The sequence below is a fragment of the Amycolatopsis sp. lyj-90 genome, from assembly GCF_046549035.1.
Lineage (GTDB): Bacteria > Actinomycetota > Actinomycetes > Mycobacteriales > Pseudonocardiaceae > Amycolatopsis.
Genome location: NZ_JAJPWP010000007.1, coordinates 81,193 through 96,083, shown reverse-complemented (window position 1 = coordinate 96,083; position 14,891 = coordinate 81,193). Strand labels below are relative to the sequence as shown.

The following is a 14,891-nucleotide window of genomic DNA, read 5'->3' as shown; positions in this document are numbered from 1 at the left end:
CCCGCCCCGTGACCGCTACGATTCTCGGATGCGCCAACTGGCCCCTGGAGTACGGCAACTCCTCGGCCGTCCGCCGCACCTGATGAACGTTTATCTGGTGGAGGACGTCCTGGTGGACTCCGGCACGCCCGGGGCGCGGCGGCGGGTCTCCCGGCAACTCGCCGGGGAAGCACTGACCGCGCACGTCGTCACCCACGCCCATCCGGATCATTTCGGGTCGAGCCACGCCCTGTGCGAGGAGTTCGGAATCCCGTTGTGGGCCGGGGAAAAGGACGTCCAGGCGATCGAGACGGCGACACCGGCGACGGCGCCCGGCCGGATCCCGAAACTGCTTTCCCGGATGAAGATGCCCGAGCCCCACCCCGTCGCCCGTGCCCTGAAAGAGGGGGACGACGTCGCCGGGTTCACGGTGCTCGACGTCCCCGGACACTCGCCGGGGCATATCGCGCTCTGGCGGGAGAGCGACGGCGTCCTGCTGTGCGGCGACGTCTTCTTCCACATCGGGCGGCTGACCGCCCCGCCGGACTTCCTCACCTGGGACGCGGACCTGAACCGCGAGTCGATGCGGCGCCTCGCCGGGCTCCGGCCGCGGCTGGTCCTGTTCGGGCACGGGAAACCGCTGCGCGATCCCGACCGGCTCGAGCGCCTGACCGGATGAACCGCGACGAGCCGACCCTCGAACGCGGCCGCGAACTCGGGAGGATCGAAGCGGCGCTCGACTCGGCCCTGGCGGGCGAGGGCCGGGTGGTGGTCATCGAAGGCCGGGCGGGGATCGGCAAGACCCGGCTGGTCCAGGAGACCCGCGCGCTGGCGAAAGGCCGTGGCTTCGGACGGCTGCAGGCGGTCGGCGACGCGCTCGAAGGGGCGATGGCCTGGGGCGTCGTCCGTCAGATGGTCGAGCGTTCGGTGTCGCGCTACAGCGGGGAGATCCGCGAGAAGATCCTCGCCGGTCCGTCCGGCGACGCGCTCCGGGCGCTCGACGCCGCGGCCGCCGATCCGAGCGAGGCCGAACTGGGCAGGACACTGCACGCGCTGTGGTGGGTCGCGGTCGATCTCTCGTCGACCCGGCCGCTGCTGATCACGGTCGACGACGCGCAGTGGGCGGACCATTCGTCGCTGCAGTTCCTCGTCTACCTTTCCCGCCGGATCGCCGACCTGCCGATCGTGCTCGTGGTGGCGACCCGCCCGCCCGCGGAGAACGCCGGACCGCTGGCGCACCTGAGCGTCTCGCGGCAGGCGGAACGCGTCCTGCCGAAGCCGCTTTCGCTCGAAGCGCTCGCCGAGCTCGTGGCCGCCCGAGGGGTGGTCCCCGCCTGGGCCGTGGTCACCTCGTTGCACGCGGCCAGTGGCGGAAACCCTTTCCTGGCCAGGGTTCTCGTCGACGAACTCGACGCCCTCGGGCTGCCCCTCGACACCGACACGTCCGCGGGCCAGGTCGGGAAACTGGGCCCCAGCACCGTTTTCCGCGCGGCGCTGGGCAGGATGCCCGCCGAGGCGGTCGGGCTGGCCGGTGCCGTCGCGATCCTGGGCACCGGCGGCGATCCGTGGCAGGCCGGAGCGCTGGCGAAGCTCGACGCCGCAGGGCTCTCGGTCGCCGTGGAGGCGTTGACCTCGGCCAACGTGCTCACCGGCGACGGTGACCATCTCGTCTTCGTCCATCCCGTCGTCCGTGAGGCGGTCCTCGCCGACCTGGGCCCGATCGCTCGCGCGGGACTGCACGGCGCCGCCGCGAAGGCGTTGCGCGCGGCGAAGGCCCCGGCGGACCGTGTCGCCGCTCATCTCGCGCAGGCACCGAGAGGCACCCTGCCGGACGCGGCCGAAATCCTGCGCAAGGCCGCGGCCGCGCTGCTCGCGGCGGGTGACCCGAGGACGGCCGCCGCCCATCTGCGCCGGGCCGTCGACGAGACCCCGGACGACGCGGCGCTGCGGGCCGAACTCGGCCGCGCGCTGCTCCGCACGGGCGAGGCGGCCGAAGCGCGGCAACAACTCCTCGTGGCCGCGGACGGCGTTCCCGACGCCGAACTCGTCGCCGCCGCCGCGTCGGCCACGGCGGTCGTCGACGGACCCGAAGCCGCCGTCGCCGAACTTGTCGAGGCGATCGCCGCCCGCCCCGGCGGTCCGCGTGACCCCGGCCGGATGCATCTCGAAGCGCGGCTCGCGGTGATCCGCTCGTTCCTGCCGCACCACCGCGGCGTGGCGTCGGATCATCTGCGCGCGTACGCGAGTTTGAGCGGCGGCACCCCCGACGAGCGCACCCTGCTCGGCCTGCTCGCGCAGATGGGCCGGTACGAGGTCCGGCCCGCGGACGAGGTCGCCGCGACAGCCTGCCGGGCCCTGTCCCACGGCGCCTACTTCGAGGACGCCACCGGGAGCATCGACGTGATGGTCGGCTGGGTGGTCGCGATGCTCGCGCTGATCTCGGCCGACGGCGTCGACGAGGCCCGGCGGGAGATCGAGAGCGCGCGCCGCCGGGTGCGGGCGCACGGTTCGCCCGTCGAGTTCGCGATGGTCGCCAACGCCGCGCTGTTCCTCGACTGGCGGCTGGGCAACGTGAGTGTCATGGAGGCCGAAGCCGAGGGCGCGCTCGCTGCCATCGGCGCCGAAGAGCCGCTGCCCCAGGTGGTCGCGCTCCGGGCGACGTCGACCCATTTCCTGGCCTACGCCGCGATGGAACGCGGTGACCTCGAAGCCGCGGCCGAGGTGCTCGCGCGGTTCGACAGCGACCACGGCGACGGTCCGAGCATGATGCCGACGATGTGGCTGCACGAGCCCCGCGCGCTGATCGCGCTCGCCATCGGCAATCCCGTCCTCGCCAGGACGCAGGCGTTCCTGCAGCGCGACGAGATGCTCGCGGCGGGGGTCGACCCGCCGACCATCCCGTGGCGGGTCCCCGCGGTGCGCGCCGCGATGCTGCTCGGCGAGTCGGACCACGCCCTGGAACTGGCCGAGGAACAGGTGAGCATCGCGCGCAAGTGGGGGACCACGACGGAGATCGGCGCCGCGTTGCGGTTGCTCGCGCACGCCGACGGCGACCGGCGGCTGGACCTGCTGGCCGAATCGGTCGGGGTGCTGGAGCGGTCCCCGGCCCGGCTGCACCTCGCCCGTTCGCTGATCGACCTCGGCGAGGCGATGCGGGTCGCCCGGCGCCGCACGGACGCGCGGACCCCGCTCAACCGCGGGATCGAACTGGCCACCGAATGCGGCTCGGTCGTGCTGCGCACCCGCGCCGTCGAAGCACTGGAGGCCCTGGGGGACCGGCCGCGGCGGATGGTCTTCGCGGGCCCGTCCTCACTGACCGCCAGCGAACGCCGGGTCGCGGATCTGGCGGCGTCCGGACGCGCGAACCGCGAGATCGCGCAGGAACTTTTCGTCACCCCGAAGACGGTCGAGAACCACCTCGGGCGGATCTACACGAAGCTCGGCATCGCCGGACGGCGAGAACTGGCGCGAGTCCTTTCGTGAGGGACCCCCAGACCGGAGCCCGACAGAGTTGAGGGATCTCCCCTCATGCGTCTGGGGGGTCGCGAAGATCAGTCTTTACCTACCGAGCCGGACGAACCCGAAGGTAGGAGCCATGATCCGCAGCCTGATCCTCACCGCCGCAGCGACCCTCACCGCCGTCGCCACCCTCCCCGGTACCGCCGCGGCGGACAAGATCGGCACCCCCGCCCCCTGCGTCAAGGCCACCGACGTCACCGGCGCCGACTTCGACGTCAAACAGTGCGGGGTCAGCGACGTCGACCAGTTCCGCGCCGGACTGGAGAACGACGGCAACGCGTACTGCGGACCGGCTTCGCTGTATAACGTCCTGCACTACTGGGGTCATGTGAAGAACGCGCCGGTCGGCTGGGTGACCACCCGGGTCGGCCAGCTCGATCCGAAGGACCCGGCCGACTACAACGTCATCACCAACTCGATCGGGCGAATCGGCGTCGATGCCAAGTACGACGGGAAAACGACGCTCGGCAATCTGCAGAAGGCGTGGACCATCGCCACGAAACCGGCGCGGGACGCGGGCTGGACGTCCTCGACCGGGAACGTGAGCACCGCGGGCACGGCCGACTTCTCCGGCGAACTGGCGAAGAAGCTCAACGAAGGGCCGCTCCAGATCGCGTACGGCCGCTACAAGGCCGGACCATGGGGGAGCTTGCAGCGCTCCGGCGGGCACATCGTCACCGTGGTCGCGGCGAAGGGTTCGTTCAACGGCGACACCGTCCAGCTGAAACTGTCCGACCCGGGGCGCGCCGGTGACCACAAGGCGCCGGGCTACCTGGGCACGCAGTCGGAGTACCAGCTGCTGGACGTCACGCTGGAGAAGAAGACGATCTGGGAGTACCGGCCGGTCACCGACGACCCCGACACCGGCGTCGACGAGAGCCTGGAGCCGGGCACCTTCCGGTTCGTCGAGCGGTGGGAGCTCACCGGGCCGCAGTACATCGGCAGCACGCGGCAGATGATCGAGAACTTCAACTGGTTCGACATGGTCGCCCCCTGACCGAAACACGGATGCGAGCGGTGCCCCGGAGGTCGTAACCTCCGGGGCAACACGCTGACGGAGACGAGTAGCCAGGGGAGCACGCGAGACCCAGAGAGCCGCCGGTAGCTGGGAAGGCGGCCTCGCGCCCTTCGGTGAAGACCCTCCCGAGTGCGGGGAGGAACGGCGTCCGCGCCCCATGCCCCGCCGTCCGGCCCCCGTCATCGGGCCTTCGAGGCCGCCGCTCGTCCAGGGCGGCGGCGAAAGTGCGGTGGTACCGCGAGTTCCCTTCTCGCCCGCACTCCCAAGGGGTCGCGCAATCCGTACAGGAGTTGTGATGATCTCGCGTGTCCTCGTCGCCGACCTGCCCCGGCACGTCGGCGGCCGTGTCCGCATCGCCGGCTGGGTGCACCGCCGGCGCCGCCTGAAATCCGTCACCTTCCTGGTGATCCGGGACCGCTCCGGACTCGCCCAGGTGGTCCTCGCCGAACCCGGCGGCCCGCCGGAGGAGACCGTGGTCGAGGTCGAAGGCCTCGTCACGGCCAATCCCCAGGCTCCCGGCGGCCTGGAACTGACCGAGCCGGCGATCGGGCTGCTGTCCGAACCGGCCGAGCCGCCCCCGTTCGACCTCTACCGGCCGTCGCCGCGGGCCACGTTGCCCACGATGCTGGACAACGCCGCCGTCGCGTTGCGGCATCCGCGGCTGAAGGAGGCGTTCACGATCGCGGCGGCGAGCGTCGCCGGCTTCCGGTCCGCGCTCGACGGTCTCGGGTTCACCGAAACCCAGACGCCCAAGATCGTCTCGTCGGCGACCGAATCCGGCGGATGCGTCTTCGGCATCGACTACTTCGGTCAGCGGGCGTTCCTCGCGCAATCGCCGCAGTTCTACAAACAAGCGCTGGTCGGGGTGTTCGAGCGGGTCTACGAGGTCGGGCCGGTCTTCCGCGCCGAACCGCACGACACCGCGCGGCATCTCGCGCAGTACACCAGCCTGGACGCCGAACTCGGTTTCATCGACGGCCACCACGACGTGATGGCCGTGCTGCGGGAGGTGGTCGCGGGGATGGCCGCCGCCGTCCCGGAGACCGGTGTCGTGGTGCCCGGGGAGATCCCGGAGATCCATTTCGCGGACGCTCAAGCGCTGATCGCGCGGCTGTCCGGTGAAGACCCGCGGGGCGAGCCGGACCTCGCGCCCGCGCACGAACGGCTGCTTTCGGACTGGGCGCTGCGCCAACACGGGTCGGAATTCCTGTTCGTCACGGGATATCCGATGGCGAAGCGGCCGTTCTACACGCATCCGGACCCGGAACGGCCGGAGTACTCGAACAGTTTCGACCTGCTCTTCCGCGGGCTGGAACTGGTGACCGGTGGCCAGCGGCTGCACCGGCACGCCGACTACCTCGCCGCGCTGGCGGCGCGGGGTGAGTCCGCCGAGCCGTATCGCGACTACCTGTCCGTCTTCGCGCACGGGATGCCGCCGCACGGAGGGTTCGCGCTCGGTCTCGAACGCTGGACGGCCCGGGTGCTCGGGCTGCCCAACGTGCGTCAGGCGACGCTGTTCCCGCGGGACTTGCACCGCCTGACCCCGTAGTGGAGGTCATGAAAGGGGCTTTCAGGACGAAATCCGTCCTGAAAGCCCCTTTCATGACACATCAGGCTCAGTGGATGAACGCGCTCCTGGCGGCCAGGTCGGCCAGCAGGGCGCGGCCCTTCTCGGCGTTGCGCGGCTGGGCCAGGACGTCATAGCGCCGGGCGACCAGCTGGCTCTGCGAGATGAAACCGCGCTTGTTCTTCGAAGCCGCGTACCCCAGCGCGCCGAACAGCAGGTTGAACCCGATACCGCCGACGAGGCCGACGAGGATCGGCACCAGTCCGGCGCCCGGGTTCAGCAGGCTCAGCACGAGGCCGAGGAACACACCGAACATCGCGCCGGACAGCGCCGAGCTGGTCAGCACCTTGCTCCAGCCCATCCGCCCGGCGATCCGCTCGACCAGGATTGGTTCGACACCGACGATGGTCACGTCCGTGATCGGGAAGTCCGTTCCCGCGAGGTGGTCGACCGCACGCTGCGCATCGGAGTACGACTCGTAGGAGCCGATCGGCCACCCGCTGGGCAGCGTCGGAAGCTGAGCCCGCCCCTGGGGCTCGGTGAACGTGGTCTGCTGCGTGAATGCCTGTGTCATTCCTTCTCACCTCTCTTGATCCGTACAACGTTCCGGAGGTACGGATCTCCTCCCGTCCGGCGGGATTCACAGCATCTTCTCAGCCGGGCATCACAGACAATCCGCCCAGGGATCAACTACAGTCCGCAATGGGTAACCGATCAGACCATTGGTCGAGTTGACCGGGTCCGGCTGACCCGGTAGGAAGAAGCCGCAAAGGTACCGCTTCGAACCTTTAGGTGAGGCTGATGGCGAACAGGCGCGGCATGCTCACACTGGATCGGCTCCGGGAACTCGTCGAGGACGGCACCGTCGACACGGTGCTGGTGGCCATCACCGACATGCAGGGCAGGCTGCAGGGCAAACGCTGCGCCGCCGAATACTTCCTCAACGAGGTCGTCGAGCACGCCACCGAGGCGTGCAACTACCTGCTCGCCGTCGACGTCGACATGAACACCGTCGACGGCTACGCGATGTCTTCCTGGGAGACCGGCTACGGCGACTTCGTCATGCGACCGGACTTCGACACGCTCCGCCTGCTCCCGTGGCAGGAGGGCACCGCGCTCGTCCTCGCCGACCTCGAACGGGTGCAAGGCGGCGCCGTGGCCCCGTCGCCGCGGCAAGTCCTGCGCAAGCAACTCGACCGGCTGGCCGCGCTCGGTCTCAGTGCCCACGTCGGCACCGAGCTGGAGTTCATCGTCTTCGACGACACCTTCGAGTCGGCCTGGGACAAGCGGTACCAGGACCTCCGCCCGGCCAACCAGTACAACGTCGACTACTCGATGCTCGGCACCTCGCGGATCGAACCGCTGCTGCGCCGGATCCGCAACGACATGGGCGGCGCGGGGCTGTACGTCGAGTCGGCCAAGGGCGAGTGCAACCCCGGCCAGCACGAGATCGCGTTCCGCTACGCCGAGGCGCTGGCCACCTGCGACAACCACAGCATCTACAAGACCGGGTCCAAGGAGATCGCCGCGCAGGAGGGCAAGAGCCTCACGTTCATGGCGAAGTACAACGAACGAGAGGGCAACTCCTGCCACATCCACATCAGCCTGCGCTCCACCGCGGGCGAGGCCGTCCTGGCGGGCGACGGGCCCGGCGGGTTCTCGCCGCTGATGGAGCACTTCCTCGCCGGGCAGCTCGCCGGACTGCGTGAGCTGACCTACTTCCTCGCGCCGAACATCAACTCCTACAAGCGGTTCGTCCCCGGCAGCTTCGCGCCGACCGCGGTCGCGTGGGGCACCGACAACCGCACGTGCGCGCTCCGCGTCGTCGGGCACGGGGAGTCGCTCCGCACCGAGAACCGGGTGCCCGGCGGCGACGTGAACCCGTATCTCGCGGTGTCCGCGCTGATCGCGGCCGGGTTGCACGGCATCGAGAACGAACTCGAGCTGGAGCCCGAGTTCCAGGGCAACGCCTACGGTTCCGACAAGCCGACCGTGCCCACGACGTTGCGGGAGGCCGCCGCGCTGCTCGAGCAGAGTGAGCTCGCCAGGACCGCGTTCGGGGACGAGGTCGTCGACCACTACCTGAACGCGGCGAAGGTCGAACTCACCGCGTACGACGCCGCTGTCACCGACTGGGAGAGGATCCGTGGCTTCGAACGTCTCTGAACCCTTGATCGGGCTCACCTGCTATCTGGAGCCCGCGAAGTTCCTGGTGTGGGAGACCGAAGCGGCTTTGCTGCACCGCGTGTACGTGGACGGCATCGTCGCGGCGGGCGGGATCCCGGTCCTCCTGCCGCCGGTGAGCGAGGCGCACGAGAGGCTGGTGTCCGCCGTGGACGGTCTCGTGCTGGTCGGCGGCGCCGACATCGAACCGGCGCGCTACGGCCAGGAGCAGCACGCGACGACGTACACGAGGCCGAACCGGGACGCGTTCGAGTTCGGGCTGCTGAGGTCCGCTTTGGACAGTGGAAAACCGGTGCTGGGCGTGTGCCGCGGGTTGCAGGTGCTCAGCGTCGCGCTGGGCGGGACACTCGCCCAGCACCTTCCGGACACTTTGGACACCAAGGATCACCAGCCCGCGCCGGCGACCTTCGGCACCACTACCGTGACCCTGGCCGAGGGCAGCCGGGCCGCGTCGATCCTCGGCATCGAGACCAAGGTGCCGTGTTATCACCACCAGGCCATCGACAAGCTCGGCGACGGGCTGGTCCCGGTCGGCTGGGCCGCCGACGGGACCATCGAGGCGGCGGAACTGCCCGGCGACGGTTTCGTACTCGGTGTCCAATGGCATCCAGAACAGAATCTCGACGACACAAGGCTTTTCGAGGCACTCGTGACAGCTGCGAAGGAGCGCGCATGACCACGTTCGAGGTGATCAACCCCGCCACGGAAGAGGTGGTGCGGTCGGTCGCGCTGACCTCGGCCGAGGAGACCGACGCGGCGATCGCCCGCGCGCAGGCGGCGTTCCCCGCCTGGCGCGCGGTGGCCCCCGGCGACCGGGCGCGGCTGCTGCGCCGGTTCGCCGACGCCGTCGACGCCGACATCGAGAACCTCGCCCAGCTGGAAGTCGCCAACGCGGGTCACACCATCGGCAACGCGCGCTGGGAGGCGGGCAACGTCCGCGACGTGCTGACGTACTACTCGGCGTCGCCCGAACGGTTGATCGGCAAGCAGATCCCGGTGCCCGGCGGGGTGAACATGACGTTCCACGAGCCGCTCGGCGTGGTCGGGGTGATCGTGCCGTGGAACTTCCCGATGCCCATCGCGGGCTGGGGCTTCGCGCCCGCGCTCGCCGCCGGGAACACCGTCGTGCTCAAGCCGGCCGAACTCACCCCGCTGACCGCGATCCGCCTCGGTGAGCTGGCCAGGGAGGCCGGGATCCCCGCGGACGTCTTCCAGGTGCTTCCCGGCAAGGGATCCGTGGTGGGCCAGCGGTTCGTGGACCATCCGGCGGTGCGCAAGATCGTCTTCACCGGCTCGACCGAGGTCGGCAAGCAGATCATGGCGGGCTGCGCCGCGCGGGTGAAGCGGGTGACGCTGGAACTCGGCGGCAAGAACGCGAACGTCGTCTTCGCCGACTCGGATCTGGAGAAGGCCGCGGCCACCGCGCCGTACGGGGTGTTCGACAACGCCGGGCAGGACTGCTGCGCGCGGTCGCTGATCCTGGTGCAGGCGAGCGTGTACGACCGGTTCATGGAGCTGCTGGAACCCGCGGTGAAGGGTGTCGTCGTCGGCGATCCCCGCCTGGAGGTGACCGAGATGGGCCCGCTGATCTCGGCTGGGCACCACGCGAAGGTGTCGTCCTATGTGGACGACGCCGCGCCGGTGGCGTTCCGGGGAAGCGCGCCGCTGGGGCCGGGCAACTGGTTCCCGCCGACCGTCGTCACCCCGCCGGACCTGCGGCATCCGCTGGCCTCGGACGAGATCTTCGGCCCGGTCGTCGCGGTCGTCCCGTTCGACGGGGAGGCGGACGCGGTGACCATGGCCAACGACACGGAGTACGGCCTGTCCGGCTCGATCTGGACCCGCGACGTCGGCCGCGCCTTCCGCGTCGCGCGCGGCGTCGAAGCCGGGAACCTTTCGGTGAACTCGCACTCGTCCGTCCGGTACTGGACGCCGTTCGGCGGGTTCAAGCAGTCCGGGCTCGGCCGCGAGCTCGGCCCGGACGCTGTCGATGCCTTCACCGAGACCAAAAACGTATTCATCAGCACGGAGGAATGATGGTTCAGCGTTTCGAAGGCCGCGTCGCGGTCATCACCGGCGGCAGCAGCGGCATCGGCCTCGCCACCGCGCGGCGGCTGGCGAGCGAGGGCGCGAAGGTCGTCATCGGCGACATCTCCGCCGAGGCGGGCAAGGCCGCGGCAGACGAGGTCGGCGGCCTGTTCGTGCAGGCCGACGTCACCGACGCCGAGCAGGTCGAGGCCCTGTTCCAGACCACTGTGGACACCTTCGGCTCGGTCGACGTCGCGTTCAACAACGCCGGCATCTCCCCGCCCGAGGACGACTCGATCCTCACCACGGGCATCGACGCGTGGGAGAAGGTGCAGAAGGTCAACCTGACCTCGGTGTACCTGTGCTGCAAGGCGGTGCTGCCCCACATGCGGCGGCAGGGGAAGGGCTCGATCATCAACACCGCGTCGTTCGTCGCGGTGATGGGCGCGGCGACGTCGCAGATCTCCTACACCGCGTCCAAGGGCGGGGTGCTGGCGATGAGCCGGGAACTGGGCGTGCAGTTCGCGCGGGAGAACATCCGGGTCAACGCGCTGTGCCCGGGTCCGGTGAACACGCCGCTGCTGAAGGAACTGTTCGCGAAGGACCCCGAGCGGGCCGCGCGGCGGCTGGTGCACGTGCCGGTCGGGCGGTTCGCGGAACCGGAGGAGATCGCGGGCGCGGTCGCCTTCCTGGCGAGCGACGACGCCTCGTTCATCACGGCGTCGCAGTTCCTGGTGGACGGCGGGATCTCGGGGGCCTACGTCACCCCGCTGTAAGGGCGCAAGTAGTCGACTACTTGCGGCATGCCTGGCCCCGGTCCCGGGAGCTGAAGGACGCTTTCCCCGCATGGCACGCGGTGAAGGGCGCTTTCCCCACGTGCCATGCGGTGAAGGGCCCCTTCACCGCCCGCCCGACCCGGCGTCACTCGTCCCGGTGGCTGGGATGGCGGCCCTCTGGCCTGCGCGGTAGTTCTGGGACGCGGAGCCACCCGGTTCCGCGATCCGAGAAGCGCGGAGGCCCCCAGGATGACCCGGCAGATGAGCACCGCCATGCGCGACTGCATCGACCTGTGCAACGAGTGCCACGTCAGGTGCGAGGAGATGATGACGCGCTGCATGGAGATCGGCGGCGCCAAGCTCGGGATGATGATGGTGACCTGCGCGGACATGTCCCGCATGAGTGCCGACATGATGATGCGCTGTTCGGCCATGATCGCCGACCTCGAGATGATGCGCATGTGCGCGAAGATGTGCGGCCTCGCCTCCCAGATGATGCGCATGTGCGCCGAGGAGTGCGCCAAGACCGGCGACGCCGAACTCGCCGAGGCCGCGGACATGATGACGCGCTGCGCCGAGCTCTGCGGCACCATCACCGCCGAAATGATGATGGAGAACGCCTAGCCAGGCCCGACGGCCCGGGCACGTCGGGTGTCCGGGCGAACGGGAGAAGTGACGTGCCCGGCCAGAAGTAGACGCGCGCCGAACACGCCAGGTACGGTGTGCGCACAACTGCAGATCGGGCCGTTGAGCTGGAGCGGGAGAGCCCCCACGAACGTGGTGGGGCACCGAAGGAGCAAACTCCCCGGAATCTCTCAGGTACCCACTACCGCTTCCGCGAGGCCACTCTGGAAAGCAGGCGCGCAAGTGCGCCTCACCCAAGGTGAAAGCCGTCCTCTTCACGGACGGTGAAACTCTCAGGTGCCATGACAGAGGGGGAGTTCCCAGCGCACCGGTCTATCCGGCGCCTGATTGAAGGAGCTCCCTTGACCAGTACGTCCTTCGACGACCGGCACATCGGCCCCTCGGAGTCCGAGCAGGCCAAGATGCTCGCCGAGGTCGGCTACGGCAGCCTCGATGCCCTGGTACAGGCCGCGGTGCCGTCCGCGATCCGGGTCACCCGTGACCTCGAGCTTCCCCCCGCCGCGTCCGAAGAGGACGCCATCGCCGAACTTCGCGCGCTCGCCGCGCTCAACAAGCCGATGACGCAGATGATCGGCCTCGGCTTCCACGACACGGTCACCCCGGCGGTCATCCGCCGCAACGTGCTGGAGAACCCGGCCTGGTACACGGCGTACACGCCCTACCAGCCGGAGATCTCGCAGGGCCGTCTCGAAGCCCTCCTCAACTTCCAGACCATGGTCTCCGAGCTGGCCGGTCTCGCCACCGCGAACGCCTCCCTGCTCGACGAGTCCACCGCCGTCGCCGAGGCCGTCATGCTGATGCGCCGCGCGTCGAAGGCGAAGTCGAACAAGGTCGTCCTCGACGCCGAGTGCCTGCCGCAGACCATCGCCGTCGTCCGCACCCGCGCCGAGGCCATGGGCGTCGAGGTCGAGGTCCGCGACCTGCTCACCGGCCTGCCGGAGGAGTTCTTCGGCGTCGTCGTGCAGTACCCGGGCGCCTCCGGCGTGCTGCGCGGCGCGGGCTTCTACTCCGCCATCTCCGAGACCGCGAAGGCCGCCGGCGCGCTGTACACCGTCGCCGCCGACCTCCTCGCCCTCACGCTGATCACCGCGCCGGGTGAGTTCGGCGCCGACATCGCCGCCGGATCCACCCAGCGTTTCGGTGTCCCGCTCGGCTACGGCGGCCCGCACGCCGGGTACATGGCCGTCCGCACCGGGCTCGAGCGCTCGCTGCCGGGCCGCCTGGTCGGTGTCTCGGTCGACGCCGACGGCAACCCCGCGTACCGCCTCGCGCTGCAGACCCGTGAGCAGCACATCCGCCGCGAGAAGGCCACCTCCAACATCTGTACCGCGCAGGTCCTGCCCGCCGTGCTCGCCGCGATGTACGCGGTCTACCACGGCCCCGACGGCCTCAAGCGCATCGCGACCCGCGTCCACGAGCTCGCCGCAGGGCTGGCCGGAGCACTGCGCGCCGGTGGCGTCGAGGTCGTCCACGAGGGCTTCTTCGACACCGTCCTCGCCCGCATGCCCGGCCAGGCCGAAGCGGTCGTCGCCGTCGCGCGCGAGAACGGGATCAACCTCGGCCCGGTCGACGCCGACCACGTCCGCATCGCCGTCGACGAGGTCACCACGCCCGCGATCATCGCCAAGGTGCTCAACGCCTTCGGTGTCGACACCGCCGCAGACGACGCCCGCGCGCTGCCCACCGGACTCGGCCGCGAAAGCGAGTACCTCACCCACGAGGTCTTCCACTCGCACCGCTCCGAGACCGCGATGCTGCGCTACCTGCGCAGCCTGTCCGACCTGGACTACGCGCTCGACCGCGGCATGATCCCGCTCGGCTCCTGCACGATGAAGCTCAACGCCACCACCGAGATGGAGCCGATCAGCTGGCGCGAGTTCGCGGGCATCCACCCGTTCGCCCCCGCCGACCAGGCCGAGGGCTACCACGTGCTGGTCGAGCAGCTGTCGACCTGGCTCGCCGAGGTCACCGGCTACGACAAGGTGTCGCTGCAGCCGAACGCTGGCAGCCAGGGCGAGCTCGCCGGTCTGCTCGCGATCCGCGCGTACCACCACGCGAACGGCCAGGCCGAGCGCGAGGTCTGCCTGATCCCGTCGTCCGCGCACGGCACGAACGCCGCTTCCGCCGTCATGGCCGGGATGCGCGTCGTCGTGGTCAAGTGCACCGACGAGGGCAACGTCGACCTCGAAGACCTGCGCGCCAAGGTCGAGGCCAACCGCGACACGCTGTCCGCGATCATGGTCACGTACCCGTCCACGCACGGTGTGTACGAGAACGGCATCGACGAGCTGGCCAAGATCGTCCACGACGCGGGCGGCCAGGTCTACGTCGACGGCGCGAACCTCAACGCCCTGCTGGGCCTGGCGAAGCCGGGCGAGTTCGGCGGCGACGTCTCGCACCTGAACCTGCACAAGACCTTCTGCATCCCGCACGGTGGCGGCGGCCCCGGCGTCGGCCCGGTCGCGGTGCGCGCGCACCTCGCGCCGTACCTGCCGAACCACCCGCTGCTGGAGAAGGCCGGTCCCTCGACCGGCGTCGGCCCGATCAGCGCCGCTCCTTATGGTTCCGCGTCGATCCTGCCGATCTCGTGGGCGTACGTCCGCATGATGGGCGCGGGCGGGCTCACCGCCGCGACGCAGGTCGCCGTCCTCGCCGCGAACTACGTGGCCAAGCGCCTCAACCAGCACTACCCGGTGCTCTACACCGGCCAGGACGACCTGGTCGCCCACGAGTGCATCCTCGACCTGCGCGGCCTCACCAAGGAGACCGGCGTCAGCGTCGACGACGTCGCGAAGCGCCTGATCGACTACGGCTTCCACGCCCCGACCATGTCGTTCCCGGTCGCGGGCACGCTGATGGTCGAGCCGACCGAATCCGAGGACCTCGGCGAGATCGATCGCTTCATCGAGGCGATGATCGCCATCCGCGGCGAGATCGACGCCGTCGCCCAGGGCCGGTGGGCCGCGGACAACAGCCCGCTGCGCAACGCCCCGCACACCGCCGAGACCCTGGTCGGCGACTGGGACCTGCCCTACGACCGCGAACTGGCGGTGTACCCCGCCGGAGTGAACCGCAAGGCCAAGTACTGGCCCCCGGTGCGCCGCATCGACGGTGCGCGCGGGGACCGTAACCTCGTCTGCTCCTGCCCGCCGCTCAACGCCTACGAGAACTGAGG

At 70.1% G+C, this 14,891-nt stretch carries 11 protein-coding genes and 1 riboswitch; of the genes, 10 read left to right on the top strand and 1 reads right to left on the bottom strand.

Features of this window, described 5'->3' with window-relative positions:
• Positions 1 to 28: 28 nt before the first annotated feature.
• The 4 genes from ACLJPX_RS26740 (at position 29) to aspS (ending at position 6,065) form a co-directional block, all read left to right on the top strand.
• The gene (locus ACLJPX_RS26740; RefSeq protein WP_410602751.1) at positions 29 to 658 is read left to right on the top strand and encodes an MBL fold metallo-hydrolase; all 630 of its coding nucleotides are present in this window, start codon (positions 29 to 31) and stop codon (positions 656 to 658) included.
• Positions 655 to 3,462 carry a helix-turn-helix transcriptional regulator gene (locus ACLJPX_RS26735; RefSeq protein ID WP_410602749.1) on the top strand — a complete coding sequence of 936 codons (2,808 nt, stop codon included), beginning with the start codon at positions 655 to 657 and terminating at the stop codon, positions 3,460 to 3,462. The genes ACLJPX_RS26740 and ACLJPX_RS26735 overlap by 4 nt, the downstream gene beginning before the upstream one ends.
• 112 nt (positions 3,463 to 3,574) lie before the next feature.
• Complete coding sequence (locus ACLJPX_RS26730; RefSeq protein ID WP_158255738.1) at positions 3,575 to 4,495, top strand: hypothetical protein; 921 nt, start codon at positions 3,575 to 3,577, stop codon at positions 4,493 to 4,495.
• A gap of 316 nt (positions 4,496 to 4,811) precedes the next feature.
• Positions 4,812 to 6,065 (top strand): aspartate--tRNA(Asn) ligase, encoded by a 1,254-nt coding sequence (gene aspS, locus ACLJPX_RS26725; RefSeq protein WP_410602746.1) that lies wholly within the window; start codon positions 4,812 to 4,814, stop codon positions 6,063 to 6,065.
• Positions 6,066 to 6,132: 67 nt separating this feature from the next.
• On the opposite strand, the gene ACLJPX_RS26720 is transcribed toward aspS, so the two are convergent.
• Positions 6,133 to 6,657 (bottom strand): general stress protein, encoded by a 525-nt coding sequence (locus tag ACLJPX_RS26720; protein WP_101609779.1) that lies wholly within the window; start codon positions 6,655 to 6,657, stop codon positions 6,133 to 6,135.
• Positions 6,658 to 6,884: 227 nt separating this feature from the next.
• Here ACLJPX_RS26720 and ACLJPX_RS26715 point away from each other — a divergent pair, with 227 nt between their 5' ends.
• The 6 genes from ACLJPX_RS26715 to gcvP all read left to right on the top strand — a co-directional run bounded on the left by ACLJPX_RS26715 (position 6,885) and on the right by gcvP (position 14,889).
• The gene (locus tag ACLJPX_RS26715) at positions 6,885 to 8,249 is read left to right on the top strand and encodes a glutamine synthetase family protein (RefSeq protein WP_410602744.1); all 1,365 of its coding nucleotides are present in this window, start codon (positions 6,885 to 6,887) and stop codon (positions 8,247 to 8,249) included.
• Entirely contained in the window at positions 8,230 to 8,943 is a 714-nt protein-coding gene (locus tag ACLJPX_RS26710) for a gamma-glutamyl-gamma-aminobutyrate hydrolase family protein (RefSeq protein WP_410602742.1), read from the top strand. The genes ACLJPX_RS26715 and ACLJPX_RS26710 overlap by 20 nt, the downstream gene beginning before the upstream one ends.
• On the top strand, positions 8,940 to 10,304 hold the full coding sequence (locus tag ACLJPX_RS26705) for an aldehyde dehydrogenase family protein (RefSeq protein WP_410602740.1): 1,365 nt from the start codon (positions 8,940 to 8,942) through the stop codon (positions 10,302 to 10,304). The genes ACLJPX_RS26710 and ACLJPX_RS26705 overlap by 4 nt, the downstream gene beginning before the upstream one ends.
• The gene (locus ACLJPX_RS26700; RefSeq protein WP_410602738.1) at positions 10,304 to 11,071 is read left to right on the top strand and encodes a 3-oxoacyl-ACP reductase; all 768 of its coding nucleotides are present in this window, start codon (positions 10,304 to 10,306) and stop codon (positions 11,069 to 11,071) included. The genes ACLJPX_RS26705 and ACLJPX_RS26700 overlap by 1 nt, the downstream gene beginning before the upstream one ends.
• Positions 11,072 to 11,320: 249 nt before the next feature.
• Positions 11,321 to 11,695 carry a hypothetical protein gene (locus tag ACLJPX_RS26695; protein WP_410602736.1) on the top strand — a complete coding sequence of 125 codons (375 nt, stop codon included), beginning with the start codon at positions 11,321 to 11,323 and terminating at the stop codon, positions 11,693 to 11,695.
• Between the two features lie 214 nt (positions 11,696 to 11,909).
• A riboswitch (glycine riboswitch) is annotated at positions 11,910 to 12,014 on the top strand.
• 43 nt (positions 12,015 to 12,057) lie between these two features.
• Positions 12,058 to 14,889 carry an aminomethyl-transferring glycine dehydrogenase gene (gcvP, locus tag ACLJPX_RS26690; RefSeq protein WP_410602734.1) on the top strand — a complete coding sequence of 944 codons (2,832 nt, stop codon included), beginning with the start codon at positions 12,058 to 12,060 and terminating at the stop codon, positions 14,887 to 14,889.
• Positions 14,890 to 14,891 lie beyond the last annotated feature (2 nt).